General features: G+C 72.9%; 19 protein-coding genes. 9 read left to right on the forward strand and 10 right to left on the reverse strand.

The window, feature by feature from the left end:
* Positions 1-24: 24 nt before the first annotated feature.
* The 5 genes from urtE to urtA form a co-directional block, all read right to left on the reverse strand.
* Positions 25-717 (reverse strand): urea ABC transporter ATP-binding subunit UrtE, encoded by a 693-nt coding sequence (urtE, locus tag QQS16_RS31830; RefSeq protein WP_286065505.1) that lies wholly within the window; start codon positions 715-717, stop codon positions 25-27.
* Between the two features lie 5 nt (positions 718-722).
* Positions 723-1526 carry an urea ABC transporter ATP-binding protein UrtD gene (gene urtD, locus QQS16_RS31835; RefSeq protein WP_286065506.1) on the reverse strand — a complete coding sequence of 268 codons (804 nt, stop codon included), beginning with the start codon at positions 1524-1526 and terminating at the stop codon, positions 723-725.
* Positions 1523-2638, reverse strand: coding sequence for an urea ABC transporter permease subunit UrtC (gene urtC, locus QQS16_RS31840; protein ID WP_286065507.1), 1116 nt, complete (start codon positions 2636-2638; stop codon positions 1523-1525). Before urtC ends, urtD begins: the two co-directional genes overlap by 4 nt.
* A complete protein-coding gene (gene urtB / locus QQS16_RS31845) occupies positions 2635-3522 on the reverse strand; it encodes an urea ABC transporter permease subunit UrtB (protein WP_286065508.1) in 888 nt (295 codons plus the stop codon). The genes urtC and urtB overlap by 4 nt, the downstream gene beginning before the upstream one ends.
* A gap of 98 nt (positions 3523-3620) precedes the next feature.
* On the reverse strand, positions 3621-4877 hold the full coding sequence (gene urtA, locus QQS16_RS31850) for an urea ABC transporter substrate-binding protein (RefSeq protein ID WP_286065509.1): 1257 nt from the start codon (positions 4875-4877) through the stop codon (positions 3621-3623).
* Positions 4878-5302: 425 nt separating this feature from the next.
* On the opposite strand from urtA, the gene QQS16_RS31855 reads away from it, so the two are divergent.
* The gene (locus QQS16_RS31855) at positions 5303-5773 is read left to right on the forward strand and encodes a MarR family winged helix-turn-helix transcriptional regulator (protein WP_286065510.1); all 471 of its coding nucleotides are present in this window, start codon (positions 5303-5305) and stop codon (positions 5771-5773) included.
* Here QQS16_RS31855 and QQS16_RS31860 read toward each other — a convergent pair.
* Positions 5730-6848 (reverse strand): substrate-binding domain-containing protein, encoded by a 1119-nt coding sequence (locus QQS16_RS31860; RefSeq protein WP_286065511.1) that lies wholly within the window; start codon positions 6846-6848, stop codon positions 5730-5732. The two genes, QQS16_RS31855 and QQS16_RS31860, sit on opposite strands and share 44 nt — an antisense overlap.
* 272 nt (positions 6849-7120) lie before the next feature.
* Here QQS16_RS31860 and QQS16_RS31865 point away from each other — a divergent pair, with 272 nt between their 5' ends.
* The 5 genes from QQS16_RS31865 (at position 7121) to QQS16_RS31885 (ending at position 13938) form a co-directional block, all read left to right on the forward strand.
* Positions 7121-8308 (forward strand): carboxylate-amine ligase, encoded by a 1188-nt coding sequence (locus tag QQS16_RS31865; protein ID WP_286065512.1) that lies wholly within the window; start codon positions 7121-7123, stop codon positions 8306-8308.
* Positions 8309-8548: 240 nt separating this feature from the next.
* Entirely contained in the window at positions 8549-10333 is a 1785-nt protein-coding gene (locus tag QQS16_RS31870; protein WP_286065513.1) for an N-acetylglutaminylglutamine amidotransferase, read from the forward strand.
* Entirely contained in the window at positions 10306-12657 is a 2352-nt protein-coding gene (locus QQS16_RS31875) for a prolyl oligopeptidase family serine peptidase (protein WP_286065514.1), read from the forward strand. Before QQS16_RS31870 ends, QQS16_RS31875 begins: the two co-directional genes overlap by 28 nt.
* A 79-nt stretch (positions 12658-12736) precedes the next feature.
* Entirely contained in the window at positions 12737-13651 is a 915-nt protein-coding gene (locus tag QQS16_RS31880) for a HipA family kinase (RefSeq protein WP_286065515.1), read from the forward strand.
* Positions 13648-13938 (forward strand): Rdx family protein, encoded by a 291-nt coding sequence (locus tag QQS16_RS31885; protein WP_286065516.1) that lies wholly within the window; start codon positions 13648-13650, stop codon positions 13936-13938. Before QQS16_RS31880 ends, QQS16_RS31885 begins: the two co-directional genes overlap by 4 nt.
* Positions 13939-13941: 3 nt before the next feature.
* Here QQS16_RS31885 and aceB read toward each other — a convergent pair whose 3' ends face one another.
* Complete coding sequence (gene aceB, locus QQS16_RS31890; RefSeq protein ID WP_286065517.1) at positions 13942-15576, reverse strand: malate synthase A; 1635 nt, start codon at positions 15574-15576, stop codon at positions 13942-13944.
* A gap of 246 nt (positions 15577-15822) precedes the next feature.
* Entirely contained in the window at positions 15823-16422 is a 600-nt protein-coding gene (locus QQS16_RS31895) for a nucleotidyltransferase family protein (RefSeq protein ID WP_286065518.1), read from the reverse strand.
* A gap of 188 nt (positions 16423-16610) precedes the next feature.
* On the opposite strand from QQS16_RS31895, the gene QQS16_RS31900 reads away from it, so the two are divergent.
* Complete coding sequence (locus tag QQS16_RS31900; RefSeq protein ID WP_286065519.1) at positions 16611-16931, forward strand: DUF5955 family protein; 321 nt, start codon at positions 16611-16613, stop codon at positions 16929-16931.
* Here QQS16_RS31900 and QQS16_RS31905 read toward each other — a convergent pair.
* Positions 16928-17440, reverse strand: a complete 513-nt coding sequence (locus QQS16_RS31905; RefSeq protein WP_286065520.1) for a DUF6304 family protein — start codon at positions 17438-17440, stop codon at positions 16928-16930. The two genes, QQS16_RS31900 and QQS16_RS31905, sit on opposite strands and share 4 nt — an antisense overlap.
* Before the next feature lie 60 nt (positions 17441-17500).
* On the reverse strand, positions 17501-18295 hold the full coding sequence (locus tag QQS16_RS31910; RefSeq protein ID WP_286065521.1) for an IclR family transcriptional regulator: 795 nt from the start codon (positions 18293-18295) through the stop codon (positions 17501-17503).
* 299 nt (positions 18296-18594) lie between these two features.
* Between QQS16_RS31910 and allB the strand changes: the two genes are divergently transcribed.
* Both allB and alc read left to right on the forward strand, forming a co-directional pair.
* Positions 18595-19932 carry an allantoinase AllB gene (allB, locus tag QQS16_RS31915; RefSeq protein ID WP_286065522.1) on the forward strand — a complete coding sequence of 446 codons (1338 nt, stop codon included), beginning with the start codon at positions 18595-18597 and terminating at the stop codon, positions 19930-19932.
* 49 nt (positions 19933-19981) lie between these two features.
* The gene (gene alc / locus QQS16_RS31920) at positions 19982-21097 is read left to right on the forward strand and encodes an allantoicase (RefSeq protein ID WP_286065523.1); all 1116 of its coding nucleotides are present in this window, start codon (positions 19982-19984) and stop codon (positions 21095-21097) included.
* Positions 21098-21138 lie beyond the last annotated feature (41 nt).

A 21138-nucleotide genomic window follows, 5' to 3' on the forward strand; every position in this document is an offset into this window, starting at 1 on the left:
GCCCGGGAGGCGAAACGCGGCTCCTCACACGCTGAGGGCCGCCCGGACCGTCCCCTCGGCCTGTGCCCCGCCCTCGCCCGAGGAGGTCACCCGGCCCGCTTCCAGCACGTAGTACCGCTGGGCGGCCCGCATGGCGAAGCCCACGTGCTGTTCGACGAGCAGGACGGACAGGCCCCCGCGCCGGGTGAGCGCGAGGATCGTCTCCTCGATCTCGGCGACGACGGAGGGCTGGATCCCCTCGGTCGGCTCGTCGAGAAGGAGGAGCCGGGGGCGGGTGATCAGCGCGCGGGCGATGGCGAGCTGCTGGCGCTGGCCGCCGGAGAGCAGACCGGCGCGGCGGCCGGACAGCTCCCGCAGGACGGGGAACAGCGTCAGCGCCTCGGCGACGGCCTCCTTGCCGTCGGGACGGCCGTCGGCGACGAGCTGGAGGTTCTCGGCGGCGGTCAGGTGCGGGAAGGACTGCTGGCCCTGCGGCACGTACGCCATCCCGCGGGCCACCCGCTGGTGCGGGGCGAGGCGGGTGATGTCCTCGCCGTCCAGCAGCACGCTCCCGGCGGTCGGCCTGAGCAGGCCCATGGCGGCCCGCAGCAGGGTGCTCTTGCCGGCGCCGTTGTGACCGAGGACGGCCGCGACGCCGTCCTTCGGGACCGAGACGGTCACCTCGTGCAGCACGGTGGTGCGGTCGTAGCCGGCCCGGACGGTGGTGATCTCCAGCATGGGCGTCACGCCTCCTCGGCGACGGGAACGGAAGCGAGGCCGGCCCCGGCCCCCGCCCCGGGCTCGGTTTCGGGCTCGGAGGCGCGGCCGAGGTAGACCTCCTGCACCCTCGGGTCGGCCTGGACCTCGGCGACCGTGCCCTCGCTGAGGACCTTGCCGGCGTGCAGGACGCTGACGCTGCGGGCGAAGGAGCGCATGAAGTCCATGTCGTGCTCGATGACGACGACCGTGTGGTCCTCGCTCACCCGGCGCAGCAGGGCGCCGGTGGCCTCCCGCTCGTCGTGGCTCATGCCGGCGACGGGCTCGTCGAGGAGCAGCAGCCGCACGTCCTGGACCAGCAGCATGCCGATCTCCAGCCACTGCTTCTGGCCGTGCGCCAGGGCCCCGGCGGGGCGGTCGCGCAGCGCGGTCAGGCCGGTGGTCTCCAGCGCCTTCGTCACCGGTTCCGGCGTGCCCTTGCGGCGCCGGAGCATGGTCAGCGGTCCGCGCCCGGCGCCGGCGGCGATGTCCAGGTTCTGGAGGACGGTCAGCTGCTCGAAGACCGTGGCGGTCTGGAACGTCCGGCCGATGCCGAGGCGGGCGATGCGGTGCACGGGCCGGCCGAGGAGTTCCTGGTCCCCGAAGCGGACCGAGCCGGTCGCCTTCGCCAGTCCGGTGACCGCGTCGACCAGGGTGGTCTTCCCGGCGCCGTTCGGTCCGATGAGGAACCGCAGGTCGCCGGGGTGGATGTCCAGGTCCACGCCGTCGACGGCGGTGAAGCCGTCGAAGGTGACGCGCAGGCCGCGGATGGTCAGTCCCTCGCCGTTCATGCTGTCTCTCCCTTCGGTGTGCGGGTGCGCCGGTCGCGGACGACGGCGAACAGCGACGCCAGACCACCGGGCAGGAAGCCGACCGCCACGATGAACAACAGCCCCTGGAAGTAGGTCCACCCCGCGGGGAAGGCGTCGGAGAGCGTGCTCTGCGCCCAGGCCACGACGAGCGCGCCGAGCACCGCGCCCACCAGCGAGGCCCGGCCGCCGACCGCCGCGCCGATGACGAAGCCGATGGACGGCACGATCCCGATCAGCGCGGGCGAGATGATCCCGACGGCCGGTACGAACAGGGCGCCGGCCAGGCCCGCCATGCCCGCCGCCACGACGTAGGCGACGAGCTTGACGTTGGCCGGGTCGTAGCCGAGGAAGCGGACCCGCTCCTCGGAATCCCGTACGGCGACGAGGAGTTCGCCGTACCGGCTGACGAACAGCTGGCGGGCGACGGCCATCAGCAGTAGCAGGACGACGGCGATGACGACGTACACCATCCGCTGGTTGACCGGGTCGTCGAGGTCGTAGCCGAAGAAGCCCTGGATGTCGGTGAGTCCGTTGGTGCCGCCGGTGGTGGCCTGCTGGCCGACCAGCCAGATGGCGAGGGCGGCGGCCAGCGCCTGGCTGAGGATCGCGAAGTACGCGCCCTTGACCCGGCGGCGGAAGATGAAGAACCCGAGCAGCGCGGCGACCGCCATGGGCAGCAGTACGGTCGCGGCGAGCGCGAAACCCGGGTACGCGAAGGGCTGCCACCACCAGGGCAGCGCGTCGCCGGTGCCGTACAGCTGCATGAAGTCGGGCAGTGTCTGGCCGGTGGCGGCGGCGTCGGCCAGCTTCAGGTGCATCGCCATGGCGTAGCCGCCGATGCCGAAGAAGACGCCCTGGCCGAGCACCAGCAGTCCGCCGCGCCCCCATGCCAGGCTGACGCCGACGGCCACGATCGCGTAGCACAGGTACTTGGCGAGCAGGGAGAGCCGGAAGTCGGACAGGACCAGCGGGGCGACGCCGAGGAGGAGCACGGCGCCGAGGACGAAGCCGCCGGGTACCCGGAGGCGTTCCCGCAGGGTCACGGACGGCTCGGTCACGGCGGTGGGGACCGGTGAGGTCGTTGTGGTCATGCCAGGCTCCTGGTCCGCAGCGTGTACAGGCCCTGGGGGCGCCACTGGAGGAAGGCGACGATCGCGACCAGCACCATCACCTTCGCGACGCTGACCGTGGTCGAGTACTCCAGCACCGACTGGAGGACGCCCAGCACGAAGGCGGTGAGCACGCTGCCCTTGAGCTGACCGATCCCGCCCACGACCACGACCAGGAAGGCGTCGACGATGTAGTTGGTGCCCGTCGTCGGACCGATCGGGCCGACCAGGGTGAGCGCGACCCCGGCCACGCCCGCGAGACCCGAGCCGATGAAGAACGTCATCCGGTCGACACGGCCGGTGGCGATGCCCGACACCTCGGCGAGGTCCCGGTTCTGCACCACGGCCCGGATGCGCCGGCCGAGCGGCGTCAGCCGCAGGATCAGCGTGAGCGCGAGGACGCAGAGCAGCGCGAGGGCGAGGATGAACAGCCGGCTGTTGGCAAGGGTGATGCCGCCGCCCACGGAGATGTTCCCGGTCAGCAGGTCCGGGGCGTGGGTCTGCACGTTGGGGGCGCCGAAGATGTCCCGGGCGAGCTGCTGGAGCATCAGGGACACGCCCCAGGTGACCAGCAGGGTGTCCAGCGGCCGGGTGTACAGGCGCCGGATGAGCAGCCACTCCAGCAGGACCCCCATGGCACCGGCGACGAGGAAGGCCACGGGCAGCGCGACCAGCAGCGAGAGGCCGGCGTCGCTGATGGACTTCTGGAGGACGTACGTGGTGTAGGCGCCGGTCATGATGAACTCGCCGTGCGCCATGTTGATCACGCCCATCTGACCGAAGGTCAGGGTCAGGCCGAGCGCGATGAGCAGGAGGACGGCACCGATGCTGATGCCGGTGAAGGACTGGTTGAGGATGACCGTCATGGAGCGGCTCCGGGTCGGGGACGGAGGTGCGGACGCGGGACCGGACCCGGCCCCGCGAGCGGGCCGGGTCCACCCGGAAGGGCCGGACGGGGAACGGGTCAGGACAGACCGGCGGCCCAGGAGTAGCCCTTGAGGTACGGGTCCGGCTTGATCGGCTTGCCCGAGTTCCAGACCTCGGTGATCAGCCCGTCCGCGCCGATCTTGCCGATCCGGGCCGTCTTGTGGACGTGCTGGGTCGCTCCGTCGACGGTGACCTTGCCCTCGGGGGCGTCCAGCACGATGCCGTCCGCGGCGGCCTTGATCTTGGCGACGTCGAAGGAGCCGGCCTTCTCGACCATCTCCTTCCACAGGTACACCGAGATGTAGGCGGCCTCCATCGGGTCGCTGGTCGGCTTGTCCTTGCCGTAGGCGGCCTGGTACGCCTTGACGAACGTGGTGTTCGCCGCGCCGGGCGTGGTCTCGTAGTAGTTCCACGCGGTCAGCTGGTCCTGGAGGTACTGGGTGCCGATGCTCTTGACCTCCTCCTCGGCGATGGAGACCGACAGCACCGGCATGCTCTTCGCGGTCATCCCCGAGGACTTGTACTCCTTGAAGAAGGCCACGTTGCTGTCGCCGTTGAGGGTGTTGAACACCGCGTCCGCGCCGGAGTCCTTGACCTTGTTGACGATGGTGCTGAACTCCGTGGAGCCCAGCGGCGCGTAGTCCTCGCCCACCACCTGCATGCCGTTGGCCTTCGCGTACGCCGTGATGATCTTGTTGGCGGTGCGCGGGAAGACGTAGTCGCTGCCGACCAGGTAGAGCTTCGTCAGGCCCTGCTTCTTGAGGTAGTCCAGCGCGGGCACGATCTGCTGGTTGGTGGTCGCGCCGATGTAGAAGATGTACGGGGACTGCTCCAGGCCCTCGTACTGCACCGGGTAGAACAGCGGCGACCTGTACCGCTCGAAGACCGGCTTGACGGCCTTGCGGCTGGCCGAGGTCCAGCAGCCGAAGGTGGCCGCGACCTTGTCGTCCGTGATCAGGGCCTCCGCCTTCTCGGCGAACGTCGGCCAGTCGGAGGCGCCGTCCTGGCTGACGGCCTGGAGCCTCTTGCCCAGCACGCCGCCGGCGGCGTTGATCTCCTTGACGGCGAGCAGCAGCGCGTTGTGGACCGTGACCTCGCTGATGGCCATCGTGCCCGACAGCGAGTTCAGCAGCCCCACCTTGACCGTGCTGCCGGAGGTGTCCGCGGTGGCCCCGGACCCGTCGGTCGAGGCGCTGTCGCCGGTCTTGGCGCCGCAGGCGCTGAGGGCGGCGGAGGCGCCCACGGCCGACACTCCGGCCAGCAGGCCGCGTCTGCTGATGCTGAACCCAGACATGCAATACCTCCATGCCCCGAAGGGCGTTGCGAAAAGAGCGGAAGACCCTGGGGAGGGAATGTGGGGCGAGTGCTTCAGAAGCGGTGGCGTCGGCGAAGCGGTGGCATTGGCGCACGGAACCCCAGCCGTTCCGGGATGCCGTCCGGGCTGGTCGCTGAAGTGCGTCCACAGCCTGCGAGGAGACTGTTGCCATGGTGTTTCCGGGTAATTGAGGGATAGTTTCCAGTCGAAGTGGAAACAGCGATCAAACAAAAGGGCCGTCGCTGGTCGAGGCGTATCTGACGGCGTCTCAACGACGGCAATTAATGCTTCCTGGGGAAAGGATCTCTTTTTCCGCTTCCCGCTTTTCAAACGGGAGGTGCCCGACGGTAGGCTCGGGACACCCCGGTGACGGGGTGCCGAGGATCCGACCGGAGGAGCGCGCGATGGCGAGGCGGCTTGAGGAACTGCTCCGTCTGCTGACGCGGGCCGAGCGTCTCTCCGCCCGCCGAGTGCAGTCGGTCCTGGAGGAGTTCGACTGTTCGGTGGAGGCGTGGCGGGTCCTGGACCTGCTCTCGGACGGGCAGGGGCACCACATGACGGCCCTCGCCGACCACGCCTTCCTGCCCGCGCCGAGCCTGACCAAGCTGATCGACCAGCTCGTCGACCAGAACCTCGTCTACCGCCGCGTCGACCCCGCCGACCGGCGGCGCGTCCTGGCCCACCTCACCCCGCGGGGCGTGCGGCGCCGGCAGCAGCTGGCGCGCGAAGTGCGGGCCGGATGGGCGCAGTCGGGGCCGTTGCTCGCCGAGGCCGACGGTGAGCAGCTGCACGCACTGCTGGACCGGCTGGCCGCCGCGCTGGAGGATCCGGTCACCACAGCTCGTGGGGAGCGCGCAGCTGGGCGAGCACGGTGAAGTCGAGGCCGTCCGCCTCCGCCAGGTAGATGCGCTGGCGCACATGCCGGTCGGTCAGGCGCAGCAACCCCCGCGGCCCTTCGTAGGACACCGCGTCGGCGGCGGCACCGATCGCGCAGACGTCCAGGGTGCGGGCCTGTTCGACGAGGGCCGCGAGCAGGAGGACACCCTCGTAGCAGGATTCGCCGAGGCTGCCCGGTGCGGGTGCCTCGATGCCGAACCGGGCGGCGTACTGGCCGTGGAAGTCGAGGGTGTCCTGGTTCGCCAGTGACGCGAAGAACCCGGCCGTGCTGAACAGGTCGCCGGTCGCCTCCGGGCCGCTGGCCAGCAGCATGTTCTCGTCCATCAGCGTGCTCAGCCGCAGACAGCGCTGGTCCAGCCCGGACGCCGCGAACGCCCGGTTGAAGCGGACCGCGTCGCTGCCGACCAGCAGCATCAGCACGGCGTCCGCGTCCGTGCGCTCGATCCGCCGCAGCACGTCACGGACGTCCTCGGCGCCCAGCGGGAGGTACGCCTCGCCGCAGACCCGGCCCCGGCACGCGCGCGCGTAGCGGCGGGCGGCCCGGGCGGTGCGCCGGGGCCACACGTAGTCGTTGCCGACGACGAACCAGCGGCGCACCCCTCTGGCCTCCGCGAGCAGCCGCATCGCGGGCAGCAGCTGCCAGGCGGGGGTCTCGCTGGTCATGAAGACCCCCTCGGTCTGTTCGCCGCCCTCGTACAGGGCCGTGTACACGTACGGCACCCGGTGCGCGATCCGCGGGGCCAGCGCCTGCCGGACCGAGGAGATGTGCCAGCCGGTGACACCCTGCACCGCGCCCGTCGCCACCAGCGCCTCGACGTCCCGCGCCACCTTCCGCGGCTCGCCGCCGCCGTCGACCTCCAGCAGCCGCAGCTCCCTGCCGAGGACACCGCCCGCCTTGTTGACCTCCTCGGCGGCCAGCCGCGCGCACGCCTCGCAGGTGGGACCGAAGATGCCTGCCGGCCCCTGCATCGGGTACACGAGCGCGACGGTCACGACCGAGTCGTCGGCGCCGACCCACTCGGGGACGCGGAGGCGGGGCGGCGGCCGGTGCATGGCCACATGATTGCCCGAAGGCCACCACCGCCCAAGCGGAGGCGCGGATCGAGACCGATTCGTAGGATCGGGGCGGCCGCCCGGCCCCGTCCGCCCGGTGCGTCCGCACGGCCCGACGCACCCAGGACGTCGGCGCTCATATGTGATGCGCCCGCAACAGAAGTCACCTGTTGGGGCTTATCTGGGTGTTTGCCGGGAACTCGCACAGCGCAGCGGTCGCCGCGGGTCTCCGCCCGCACGGGCGATCGTCCGGTACGGGTGAGGGAGAAGCCGTGACCGTTCGTGTAGGGGTAGAGGAAGAGTTCCATGTGCTGGACGCGGACAGCGGGCTGCTGGCCCCACGCGCCGGTGCCCTCCTCGGTCGCCTGAACACCTCCGGGTTCACGACCGAGCTGCAGCAGTCGGCCGTGGAGTGGAACAGCCGGGTGCACGCCACGCTGGACTCCCTGCACACGGATGTGACCGGGGCGCGGCGGCTGCTCGACGCCGCGGCCTCCCGGCTCGGCCTGGCCGTCGTCGCCGCCGGGACCGTGCCGTACGCCCGGGTGGCCTCCGGGGAGGCCACCGCCGACCCCCGCTACCAGCACATGGCCGACGAGTACCGCAGGGTCGCCGACGAGCACCTGGTGTGCAGCGCGCAGTTCCATGTGGACGTACCCGATCGCGACACGGCCGTCCGGATCATGTGCGCCGTCTCGCCGTGGCTGCCCCCGCTGCTGGCCCTGTCCGCCAGCTCACCGTTCTGGCTCGGCGCGGACACCGGATACGCCAGCTGGCGCACGATGCTGTGGCAGCGCTGGCCCACCTCCGGGCCGGCCGGCTGCTTCGCGGGAGCCGCCGACTACGACGCCACCGTCACCGACCTGGTCCGCTCCGGGGCGATCAGCGATCCGGGAATGATCTATTACGACATCCGGCCGTCCGCCCACCAGCGGACCCTGGAGCTGCGGCTGTGCGACGCCTGCCCGCGCGCCGAGACCGTCGTCCTGGTCGCCGGGCTGTTCCGCGCTCTGGTCGAGGACGCGCGCATGCGGCTGGAGCAGCCGGGCGGCCGGTCGTGCGACGGCAGGCACGAATGGATCCGGGCCGCCGTCTGGCGGGCCGCCCGCGCAGGTCTGGAGGGCTCCCTCGTCGACCCGGTCACCCGCTGCCCCGCGCCCGCCGCCACCGTCCTGCGCGGCATGCTCGGGCGGCTGCGCCCCACCCTGGAGGCCCTCGGTGACTGGGACACCGTGCGCGCGCTCACGGAGGAGGCCCTGGCGCGGGGCAGTGCCGCCCACCGCCTGCGCGGGGTCGCCGAGCGGGACGGCCTGCTCGCCGGCGTCAGGGAGCTGGTCGCCGAGACCCGTGGCGAGCGACGGCAGCGCCCCGCGGCGGCTCCGCGCCGGCCCGTCGCGTCGGCCGGCGGCGCCCCGCCAGGCGCCCTGGCGCCGGGCCCGGTGGAGATCGTCGGTGGCTGACGTCCGCGCGGCCATGGAGGGAAACAGGCGCCGGCTGTCGCCCGCGGCAGGCGGCAGGCGCGGAGGACCGGGCGGGAGAGCCCGTCCGCGCCGTCGGACCGGCGCCGGTGTCGTCTGTGATCAAGGAGAGTAGATCGTCATGCCCAGCAGCAGTGCCACTTCGAACCGGACCGGCTCGAGCTCGCCCGGGGCACCACCGCCGAGCCCGTCGGACCGTGCCCTGCGAGGGGGTGCGGCCTGATGTGCGGCCTCAGCGGAGAGATACGTTTCGACGGTGGACGGCCGGACCTGGCGGCCGTCGAGCGGATGACCGACCGGCTCGCCGCCCGGGGGCCGGACGGCCGGGGCCTGTGGTCGCAGGGCGCCGTCGCGCTGGGCCACCGCCGGTTGAAGATCATCGACCTCTCCGAGTGCGGGGCCCAGCCGATGACCGACCCGGCCGGCCGGATCTCCGGTGTCTTCAACGGCTGCATCTACAACTACCAGGAGCTGCGCGACGAGCTGCGCGGTCTCGGCCACCGCTTCTTCTCCGGGTCCGACACCGAGGTGCTGCTCAAGGCGTACCAGCAGTGGGGAACCGCGTGCGTCGACCGCCTGTACGGGATGTTCGCGTTCGTCATCGTCGAACAGGCCACCGGCCGTGTCGTCCTCGGCCGTGACCGGCTGGGCATCAAACCGCTGTACCTGGCGCAGGCACCGGGACGGCTGCGTTTCGCCTCCTCCCTGCCGGCCCTGCTGGCGGGCGGCGGCGTCGACACCTCCCTCGACCCGGTCGCGCTGCACCAGTACATGAGCTGGCACGCCACCGTGGCGGCACCGCGCACCGTCCTCGCGGGCGTCCGCAAGCTGCCCCCCGCCACCGTGCGCGTCGTGGAGCCGGACGGCGGCCACCGCGACCTCTGCTACTGGCAGCCGTCGTACACACGCCGGCCGGAGTACGCGCACCTGGGCGCGGACGACTGGCGGGACGCGGTGCTGGACGCGCTGCGCACCGCCGTACGCCGCCGCATGGTCGCCGACGTGCCCGTGGGCGTGCTCCTGTCGGGCGGGCTCGACTCCAGCCTGATCGTGGCGCTGCTGGCCGACGAGGGGCAGCGCGACCTCGCGACGTTCAGCGTGGGCTTCGAGTCGGAGGGCGGCGAGGAGGGCGACGAGTTCCGCTACTCCGACCTGGTCGCCCGGCACTTCGACACCGACCACCACCAGCTGATGGTGCCCTCGGACCGCGTGTCGACGGCCCTGGACGCGGCGGTCGAGGCGATGAGCGAGCCGATGATCAGCCACGACGTGGTGGCCTTCCACCTGCTGTCCGAGCAGGTGGCGAAGGAGGTCAAGGTCGTCCAGAGCGGCCAGGGCGCGGACGAGGTGTTCGCCGGCTACCACTGGTACCCGGACATGGCCGCCGTGCCCCGGGAACGGGAGCCCGAGGCGTACGCCGAGACGTACTTCGACCGGCCGCACGCCGACCTGACCGCCATCCTCCAGCCCCCCATGCTGCCCGGCCACGACGTGTCGGGCCGCTTCGTACGGGAGCACATGGCACGTCCCGGCGCGGAGACCGCCCTGGACGCGGCGCTGCGGCTCGACACCCATGTGATGCTCGTCGACGACCCGGTCAAGCGGGTCGACAACATGACCATGGACTGGGGCCTGGAGGCCCGCGTCCCGTTCCTCGACCACGAACTCGTGGAACTCGCCGCCGCCTGCCCGCCGGAGCTGAAGCTCGCCGACGGCGGCAAGGGCGTCCTCAAGGCCGCCGGCCGCCGGGTGCTGCCCGCGGAGGTCGTCGACCGGCCCAAGGGCTACTTCCCCGTCCCCGCCATCAAGCACATGGCGGGCCCCGTCCTGGAACGGGTCCGCGAGGCCCTGTCGGCGCCCGAGGCCACCTCGCGGGGCGTCTTCCAGGACGCGTACGTGGCCAGGCTGCTGTCGGCGCCGGACGAGCACCGCACCAGGCGTGGGGCGAACGCACTGTGGCAGGTAGCTTTGCTGGAGATATGGCTGCAAACCCACGGAATCAGCTGACCGGGGCGCGGGGCGCCGACGCCCCGCGCCCGGCCCCTCCCTTCCGCGCCCCCGCCGGCCGGGACACCGCCGACGGGGCGACGTGGCGGTCCGAGGACCACGGGGATCGGCGGAACGACAGCGATCACCGGGAGCACGGCCCCGCCTCGGTGACGGCCGGGGCGGCCACCGTCCCGACGCCGGCGTACACGGCTCCGGCGCCGGTGCCCCTGCCCGACGCCGCCGCGCCGCGTGACGTCCCGCAACGGCTGACGTCCCACGGCTGCTGGTACCCGTCGGTGGACCCCAGCGGCAGGCACGTCGCGTTCATCTGCGACCGCGGCGGGGTCCCGCAGCTGTGGACCGGACCGGTCGACGGACACGAGGTCCACCTGCTGGACTTCGACCCCCACCCTGTCAAGGAGGTGGCCTGGTCGCCGGACGGCCGCTGGATCGCCTACACCACGGCCCCGGGCGGCGGCGAACACACCCGGGTGCTGTGCGTACGGCCCGACGGGACCGGGCGACGCGTCCTGGCCGGTGCCGAGCCCGGCAGCTCCGCGCACCTGGGCTGCTGGCAGCACGACGGCTCGGCGGTGGCCGTCACCGTCGCCGAACCGGTCTTCGGGCGGGGCGAGACGGACCCCGCGGAGCGGCCCGCCCGGGAGGAGCCGGGCCTCGCCGACCCGCGCACGTACACCGCCGGCCATCCGGCGGGCTGGGCCGCCCGCGACGGCCAGGCCGTGCTGCTGGGCGGCCCGCACCACGGCGACCCGGCGGGCCGCGACGGGAGGCCGGCCGGTGCCGCCGGTGTGGCCGGGCTGCGAGGTGCTCCCGAGGCACACGGCGGGGCAGCCGGCCAGGTGAGCCCGGACGGGGCGGCCGGCGGCGGGCTGGCCGCCTACCTCGTGGACCCCGAGGGGGTGGCGGCGCCCGCCCTGCTGGCGGTCGAACGGGGCGCCGCCACGCTGCGCGTGTGCGACCTCAGCCAGGACGGACGGCTGGCGCTGGTGCGCCGGGGGCCGCGCGGCCGGCGGGAAGCCCTCGTCGTGCGCACCGCCGACCTGCGGATCACCTGCACCCTGCCGGTCGCCGACGGGGACCCCTGGATCGGCCGCTTCTCCCCGGACGGCAGGACGCTGTGGCTGCGCAGCGACGCCGCACGCGAGTTCGCCGCGCTGTTCGCCCTCCGCCTCGGCCCCGAGGGGGAGCGGCTGGGGCTGACCGTCGCCGCCGAGCGCGAGGACTGCGGACTGGAACTGCTGGCGTTCGGCCGGGACGGCCACACCGCGGCCCTGGCCTGGAACGTGCGCGGAGCCTGCGAGCTGGAACTCGCCGCCGTCACGCAGACCCCCACCGGGGACGTCCTGGCCGGCCCGCCGCGGCCGGTGCCGCTGCTGCACGAGGTGGTGACCCGGATCGCGCGGACCGACGACCGGTCGGGACCGGTGGTGGCGCTGTCCGGGTCACAGCGCCGCCCCGGTGTGTGGTGGCTGCCGGAGGGCACCGCGCTGCGCACCGGGTGGTCGTCCCGGGACGAGGACGCCGTCCCCCCGGGCCGGCCGCCCGTCCGCCCCGTGCCGCTGCGGCTGACGGCACGCGACGGCCTGCCGCTGAGCGGTTGGTACTACCGCGCGCCGGGCCGGGGCCCGGCGGAACCGGCGCCCTGCGTGATCCATCTGCACGGCGGGCCGGAGGAGCAGGAACGGCCCGTGTTCAACCCCCTCTACCACGAGCTGCTGGGCCGCGGTCTGGACGTCTTCGCCCCGGACGTGCGCGGCTCCTCGGGGCACGGCCGGTCCTTCGTCGACGCCGACCTGGGCACGGGCCGGTTCGCCGCGATCCAGGACGTCGCCGACTGCGCGGCCCACGCCGTGGTGAGCGGTCTGGCGGATCCCCGGCGGCTGGCCGTCATGGGCCGCTCGTACGGCGGCTACCTGGTGATGGCCTCCCTCGTGTGGCACCCGGACCTGTTCCGCACCGGCGTCGCGGCCTGCGGCATGTCCGACTTCGCGACCTTCTACGCCGGCACCGAGCCGTGGATCGCGGAATCGGCCGCGCACAAGTACGGCCACCCGGAACGCGACCGCGACCTGCTGCACGCGCTGTCCCCGATGACCCGCGTCGACGCGCTGCGGGTCCCGCTGCTCGCCGTCCACGGCGAGCACGACACCAACGTGCCGTTCGGCGAGTCCGAGCAGTTCGTCCGCGCCGCCCGCGAACGGGGCCTGGCTGCCGAGCTGTTGACCCTGCGCAACGAAGGGCACGACTTCCTGCGCGCGGACAGCCGGCAGATCTTCCGCCGGGCCGCCGCCGACTGGATCGAACGGCACCTCGCCGACTGAGCGGCGTCCGCACCCGCTCGTTATCATGGTCCCTTCAAGCCGGAGGCCGGGAGGCCGGAGAGTCGGGTGGCCGGGGAACATGCTGACTGAGGTCACCGCGACCCGCTACATCGAGCCCCTGCGGTCCGGCGGATCCGTCCCCGCGGTCGTCGAGGCCGACGACCTGGGCACCTACGTCGTCAAGTTCACCGGCTCCGCGCAGGGCAGGAAGGCCCTGGTCGCCGAGGTGATCGTGGGCGAGCTGGCACGCGCCCTCGGGCTGCGCCTCCCCGAACTCGTGCTGGTCCGCTTCGACCCGGCCATCGCCGCCGGCGAGCCCCACCAGGAGGTGCGGGACCTGCACGGCGCGAGCGCGGGGACCAACCTCGGCATGGACTACCTGCCGGGGGCGCGGGACTTCACCCCCCAGATCGCCCAGGCCTTCCGCGTGGACCCCCTGGAGGCGGGCCGCGTCGTCTGGCTCGACGCTCTGACCGCCAACGTCGACCGTACGGTGCACAGCTCCAACCTGCTGCTCTGGCCCACCCTCGGCATCGCGCCCCCGCGCCTGTGGCTGATCGACCACGGTGCCGCGCTGGTCTTCCACCACCGCTGGGACGGCTCGGACCCGGAGAAGGCGTACGACTTCCGCCACCACGCGCTCGGCTCCTACGCGCCCGACGTGCGGGCCGCCGACGCGGAACTGGCGCCCAAGGTCACCGAAGAGCTGCTGCGCCGGATCACCGCCGAGGTCCCGGACGCGTGGCTGGCCGGCGAGGAGGGCTTCGCGACCCCGGACGACGTCCGCGCGGCGTACGTCGAGCACCTGCACGCGCGCGTGCGGGCCTCCGCCGCCTGGCTCCCCACCGACTTCCCCACCCGGGAGGAACTCGCCGCCGAGGAGGCCCAGCGCGCGGCGAGGACACAGCAGGGCCGCCCGGACTGGCTCAAGCGGGTCCCCGACCTGCACGGCAAGCCGGCGGCGGAACAGGATTGGTCGGTGCACCTGGGATGACAGCTCAGCCGGATGTCCAGCGGGTCGAGATCGAGTACTGCACGCAGTGCCGCTGGCTGCCGCGTGCCGCCTGGCTGGCCCAGGAGCTCCTGACGACCTTCGAGACCGAGCTCACGGAGCTGTCCCTGAAGCCCGGCACGGGCGGCGTCTTCGTCGTCCGGGTGAACGGCGAGGTGGTGTGGGACCGCCGCGAGCAGGGCTTCCCGGAGCCCACGGCCGTCAAGCAGGCGGTACGCGACCGAGTGGCCCCCGAGAAGTCCCTGGGCCACTCGGACCGGTCCGGGTGAGCGTCAGCCCTTGAGCTGCTCGTACGCCGGCAGCGTCAGGAAGTCCGCGTAGTCCTCGTCGAGGGCGACCTCCAGGAGCAGGTCGTGGGCCTGCTGCCAGTGACCGGCGGCGAAGGCCTGCTCACCGAGTTCGCTCCGGATGGCGCGCAGATCCTCGGCGGCGACCTCGCGGGCCAGCTCCGGGGTGACCCGCACCGTCGTCCCGTCGCGCTCGAACTCGACGCCCGCGTTGATCCACTGCCAGATCTGCGAGCGGGAGATCTCGGCGGTCGCCGCGTCCTCCATGAGGTTGAAGATGGCGACCGCGCCGACACCGCGCAGCCAGGCCTCGATGTACCGGATGCCGACCTGGACGGCGTTGACGAGGCCGTCGTACGTCGGCCGGGCGTCCAGCGAGTCGATCGCGATCAGGTCGGCCGCCTTGACGTCGACGTCCTCGCGCAGCCGGTCCTTCTGGTTCGGCTTGTCGCCGAGGACGCGGTCGAAGGACTCCATGGCGATCGGGACCAGGTCCGGGTGGGCCACCCACGATCCGTCGAAGCCGTCGTTCGCCTCGCGGTCCTTGTCGGCCTTCACCTTCTCGAACGCGACCTTGTTGACCTCCTGGTCGCGCCGGGACGGGATGAACGCCGCCATGCCGCCGATCGCGTGCGCCCCACGCTTGTGGCAGGTGCGGACGAGGAGTTCGGTGTACGCCCGCATGAACGGGGCGGTCATCGTCACCGCGTTGCGGTCCGGCAGGACGAACCTGGCACCGCCGTCACGGAAGTTCTTGACGACGGAGAACAGGTAGTCCCAGCGGCCGGCGTTCAACCCGGAGGCGTGGTCGCGCAGTTCGTAGAGGATCTCCTCCATCTCGTACGCGGCCGTGATCGTCTCGATCAGCACGGTGGCGCGGACGGTGCCCTGCGGAATGCCGACATAGTCCTGCGCGAAGACGAAGACGTCGTTCCAGAGGCGGGCTTCGAGGTGCGACTCGGTCTTGGGGAGGTAGAAGTACGGGCCCTTGCCGAGGTCGAGCAGCCGCTGGGCGTTGTGGAAGAAGTAGAGGCCGAAGTCGACGAGGGCGCCGGGGACCTGACCGCCGTCGGCGTCGACGAGGTGACGCTCGTCGAGGTGCCAGCCGCGCGGGCGCATGACGACGGTGGCGAGTTCGTCGTTGTCCTTCAGGGCGTACGACTTGCCGGACCCCGGGTCGGTGAAGTCGATGCTCCGGGTGTACGCGTCGACCAGGTTGATCTGTCCGAGGACGACGTTCTCCCAGGTCGGCGCCGAGGCGTCCTCGAAGTCCGCGAGCCAGACCCTGGCGCCCGAGTTGAGGGCGTTGATCGTCATCTTCCGGTCGGTGGGGCCGGTGATCTCGACCCGGCGGTCGTTCAGGGCCGGTGGCGCGGGGGCCACGCTCCAGGAGTCGTCCGCGCGGATCGCGGCGGTCTCCGGGAGGAAGTCGAGGGTGCAGGTGCGGGCGATCTCGGCGCGGCGTTCGGCGCGGCGGGCGAGGAGCTCGTCCCGCCGGGGCGTGAACCGGCGGTGCAGCTCGGCCACGAAGGCGAGGGCCGCCTCGGTGAGGACCTCCTCCTGCCGGGGCAGGGGCTCGGAGTCGACGATGGCCAGCGGGGACGGCGCTGGTGCGGACATGAGCTGTCACTTCCTTCAGCGAGCGTGGCACCGGGTGCCGGGCGACCCGGGTGGGGCGGTCCGCGCCCGGGCAGCGGCAGGGCGCTTCTGATCAGTGGATACTAGTTTCCTCATGGTGGAACTTCAATGTTCTGTTGATGTCGAGATTCTCCATGCCGAGCCGGGATGGCGCCCCGTGCCACCCTCATCACCGAAGGTGCGCGGGTCCCTCTGTGCGCGGGCCCTTCTCGCTCAGGACGTGCCCCTTCACTCGAGATGCGCGAGATCCGCCGCGGTGTCGATGTCGTACGGCCGCGCCACGTCCCCGCACTCGACGAGCGTGATCGCCTCCTCGTGCGCCCTCAGGTAGGCGCGCGCCCCCCGGTCCCCGGTGGCCGTCGCGGCGACGCCCGCCCAGTGCGCGGCACCGAGCAGGACGGGATGCCCGCGCACCCCGTCGTAGGCGGCGGCCACCAGTGACGTCTCGTCCCGTCCGGCGGCGAGCACTCGGGCCATCGCCTCGGCCCCGATGCCGGGCTGGTCGACGAGCGCGACCAGCGCGGCCCGCGCCCGCGTCCCGGCGAGCGAACCGAGCCCGGCCCGCAGCGAGGAACCCATGCCGTCGGCCCAGTCCGGGTTCTCCACGAGCACACAGTCACCGAGCCGGGCCCGCTCCCGTACGGCGTCCGCCGCGGCCCCGAGGACCACGTGGACGCGGGCGCAGCCGGCCGCGCGCAGCACGCCGGCCGCGTGTTCCACCAGGGGCCTGCCCCGGTGCGGCAGCAGCGCCTTGGGCCGCCCGCCGAGCCGCCGTCCGCCGCCGGCCGCGAGCAGCAGCCCGGCCGTCCACTGTTCGTTCACCGTCATGCGTCCTGCATACCCGACGCCCGGGCGGGTGCCCGGTCGCGGGGCTGATTTTCGGTCCTGGCGGTGGCGGACCCGCCCCCGGGTGGCGTTTACTGACCGGCGTCCCCCGGCGCCCGGACAGCGCCCGCGGGGGGCGCCCGGCGGGAGCGGGACGTGCAGGCGCACAACGGCGTGCGAGGGGGAGGGCTGTGGTGCGGAGCTTGGAGCAGAGACCGGTGACCGGCGGCGACGAGAACCTTCGGGTGGTGGAACTGCGGACCGCGGTGTCCCGGCTGCGCCGCCAACTCGCCGCTCACCCCGCGGAGTTCCCCGACCGCGCCATCGCGGAGGACGAACTCGCCGCGCTGGCCGCGATGACGGTCGACGGGGCCGTGGACATCGCGCGCCTGCGCAGCTCGTTACTGCTGATCGCCGGGGCGATCGGCTCGGTCAGCGCCCTGGCCCGGGGATTGTCGGAGGTCCGCGCCGCGGTGGACGGCTTCGGCGGACCGCCGCGCGGGCGGCGCTAGGCCACGTCGGCGCCTCTGCTGCACGCGCCGTCCGCCCGGCCGTTCAGGAGCCGTCCGCCCCCGGCCCGCATGCCCCGCTCCAGCCCGAGCTGGAGGTCGTGCAGGGCCGCCTCGAAGTCGTGGTGGCCCTTCGAGCCGCGGTACTCCCGCCCGTCCAGCCGCAGGGAGGTGGTCAGGACCCCCTCGTCCGGGCCGCGCCCGGGGCCGGCCGGGCCGCCGAGTCGCAGGGCGCAGCGCAGCGCGCCCGTCCGTACGCCCCGTCCCTCGACGTCGACGGGGAGCGGCAGCTCCCACTCCAGCAGGCAGGAGCACAGCGCCCCGTCGAAGAAGGCGAACATCGCCGCGGGCAACGCGCCGCCCAGCGCGCCGAGATCGTCCATCGTGTCGCCCTCGAAGGGGACACCCCTGATCGTGACGCGGATCAGCTCCCGGCCGTCGGACTCGAAGACGACCGCCTCCGAGCCGTGCCGGTCGGTGCAGCGGCCGGGCCACTGCTGTAAGCCGGTCATCCCGTCATGTCCTCACGCGGTCGTGTCCTTGTGCCGCCCGGTCCTCACGCCGTCACGTCCTCATGCCGGGTTCTGGCTGGCCAGCGCCGCGGACAGCTCCACCGCCACCTGCTGGAGCACCGGCACGATCCGCTGCGTCGCCGTCTCGGTGACCCGGCCCGCCGGGCCCGAGATGGAAATGGCCGCCGCGGTGGGGGAGTCGGGCACCGAGACCGCGAGGCAGCGCACGCCGATCTCCTGCTCGTTGTCGTCGACCGCGTACCCCTGGCGGCGCACGTCCTCCAGCGCCGCGAGGAAGCCCTCCGGCGTGGTGATCGTCTTCTCCGTCGCGGCGGGCATGCCGGTGCGGGCGAGCAGGGCGCGCACCTCGTTGTCCGGGGTGTGGGCGAGCAGGGCCTTGCCGACACCGGTGGAGTGCGGCAGGACACGCCGGCCGACCTCGGTGAACATCCGCATCGAGTGCTTGGACGGCACCTGCGCCACGTAGACGATCTCGTCCCCGTCCAGCAGGGCCATGTTCGCCGTCTCGCCGGTCTCCTCGACCAGGCGGGCGAGGTAGGGGCGCGCCCAGGTGCCGAGGAGGCGGGAGGCCGACTCGCCGAGCCGGATCAGGCGCGGGCCGAGCGCGTACCGGCGGTTGGGCTGCTGGCGGACGTACCCGCAGACCACGAGGGTGCGCATCAGGCGGTGGATGGTCGGCAGGGGCAGCCCGCTGCTCACGGAGAGCTCGCTCAGCCCCACCTCGCCGCCCGCGTCCGCCATCCGCTCGAGCAGGTCGAAGGCGCGCTCGAGGGACTGGACTCCGCCGGTGGTGGACTTCGCGGAGTCGGTGGTGCTGGCGTCGGACGTCGGCACGGCGCGTTCCTTTCGGGACTGGCGGAAGAGGCAGCAGCCTACCCGCCGGTCGGTTGACTCCCCGCTGGTGCGTGGTTACGTTCTGCTTTCCGGAAGCCTATTTCCACCTTACGGAAACGTCCAGAGTGGGCGCCTTTGCGGCCCGGTGCGGCGGTGGTGCGACGGCGTGCTCTTGACGGCACGGGGGCGGGAGTGAAGACTCCTTCAACAGAACGTTGAATTCCGTTACGTGGAGGTAAATCCCGTGTCCCGGACGTGACGGGAGCGGACGGCGGCGGAGCAGAACGAGAGGGGCCCGGGTGTCCGACACAGAACTGATGCTGCGCTCGACGCGCGTCATCACCCCGGAAGGAACCCGCGCCGCCTCGGTCGCGGTCACCGCCGGAACGATCACGGCGGTCCTGCCGTACGACGCGCCCGTGCCGCCCGGTGCCCGCCTGGAGGACCTCGGTGACGACGCCCTGCTGCCCGGCCTGGTCGACACCCACGTGCACGTCAACGACCCCGGCCGCACCGAGTGGGAGGGCTTCTGGACCGCCACCCGCGCCGCGGCCGCCGGCGGCATCACCACCCTCGTCGACATGCCGCTCAACTCCCTCCCGCCGACCACGACGGTCGGCCATCTCCGGACGAAGAGGGACGTGGCCGCCGACAAGGCCCACATCGACGTCGGCTTCTGGGGCGGCGCCCTGCCCGACAACGTCGGGGACCTGCGCCCGCTGCACGAGGCCGGCGTCTTCGGCTTCAAGGCGTTCCTGTCGCCGTCCGGCGTGGACGAGTTCCCGCACCTCGACCAGGACGGGCTCGCCCGGTCCCTCGCCGAGATCGCCTCCTTCGACGGTCTGCTGATCGTGCACGCCGAGGACCCGCACCAGCTGGGCGCCGCCCCGCAGCAGGGCGGCCCCAGGTACGCCGACTTCCTGGCCTCCCGCCCGCGGGACGCGGAGGACACCGCGATCGCTCAGCTCATCACCCAGGCGAAGCGCCTCGACGCCCGCGTCCACGTCCTCCACCTGTCCTCGTCCGACGCGCTGCCGCTGATCGCTGCCGCCAAGGCGGAGGGGGTCCGCCTCACCGTCGAGACCTGCCCGCACTACCTCACCCTCACCGCCGAGGAAGTCCCGGACGGCGCCAGCGAGTTCAAGTGCTGCCCGCCCATCCGTGAGGCCGCGAACCAGGACCTGCTGTGGCGGGCGCTGGCGGACGGCACCATCGACTGCGTGGTCACCGACCACTCGCCGTCGACGGCGGACCTGAAGACGGACGACTTCGCGACCGCCTGGGGCGGTATCTCAGGTCTCCAGCTGAGCCTGCCGGCGGTGTGGACGCAGGCCCGCGGGCGGGGCCACGGCCTGGAGGACGTGGCCCGCTGGATGTCGACGCGGACGGCCGCCCTCGTCGGTCTCGGGCGCAAGGGCGCCATCGAGGCGGGCCGCGACGCCGACTTCGCGGTCCTCGCACCCGACGAGACGTTCACCGTGGACCCGGCGGCCCTCCAGCACCGCAACCGCGTCACGGCGTACGCCGGCAGGACCCTGTACGGCGTCGTGAAGTCCACCTGGCTGCGCGGCGAACGCATCGTCGCCGACGGCGAGTTCACCGACCCGAAGGGCCGCCTCCTCACCCGCACCCGCTGATCCGCCCGGCCCGCACCCGCGGCGGCCGATCCCCCGAAAGGCACACCTCGTGACGGCGATCCCCAGCTTCACCGGCGACGCGAACCCCTACGGAGGCGGTGACCCGTACGCGGACTACCGCACCGCCGCCTTCCCCTTCACCCAGTACGCCGACCTCGCCGACCGCCGGCTCGGCGCCTCGGTCATCGCCGCCAACGACGAGTTCTTCGCCCAGCGGGAGAACCTGCTGCTGCCCGGACCGGCCGTGTTCGACCCCGAGCGCTTCGGGCACAAGGGCAAGATCATGGACGGCTGGGAGACCCGCCGCCGCCGGGGAGCCTCCGCCGACCACCCCTGGCCCACGGCCGACGACCACGACTGGGCCCTGGTCCGCCTCGGCGCCCCCGGCGTGATCCACGGCATCGTCGTCGACACGGCCCACTTCCGCGGCAATCACCCGCAGGCGGTCTCCGTCGAGGGCACCTCGGTCCCGGGCGCCCCGTCCCCGGAGGACCTGCTGGGGGACGACGTGACGTGGACCACGCTGGTCCCGCGCACCCCGGTCGGCGGCCACGCGGCGAACGGCTTCACGGTCGGCGTCGCGCGGCGCTGCACCCACCTGCGGGTCAACCAGCACCCCGACGGGGGCATCGCGCGGCTGCGCGTGTACGGCGAGGTCGTACCCGACCCGGCCTGGCTCGGGGCCCTCGGCACCTTCGACGTGGTGGCCCTGGAGAACGGCGGCCAGGTCGAGGACGCCTCCGACCGCTTCTACTCACCGGCCACCAACACCATCCAGCCGGGGCGCTCCCGCCAGATGGACGACGGCTGGGAGACACGCCGCCGCCGCGACCGGGGCCACGACTGGATCCGCTACCGCCTGGCCGCCCAGTCCCGGATCCGCGCGGTCGGGATCGACACGGCGTACCTCAAGGGCAACAGCGCGGGGTGGGCGTCGGTGTCCGTGCGCGACGGGGCGGACGGCGCCTGGACGGAGGTCCTCCCCCGCACCCGCCTCCAGCCCGACACCGACCACCGTTTCGTCCTCCCGTCCCCGGCCGTCGGCACGCACGCGCGCGTGGACATCCACCCCGACGGCGGCATCTCCCGCCTGCGGCTGCACGGCGAACTGACGGACCAGGGCGCGGCGGCGCTGGCGGCCCGCCATCAGGAACTCGGCGGCTGATTCCAGCCCGTCCGGCGTGTGAGAGCGAGGCCCGTCCAGGG

The sequence above is a fragment of the Streptomyces sp. ALI-76-A genome, assembly GCF_030287445.1.
Taxonomy (GTDB): Bacteria; Actinomycetota; Actinomycetes; order Streptomycetales; family Streptomycetaceae; genus Streptomyces.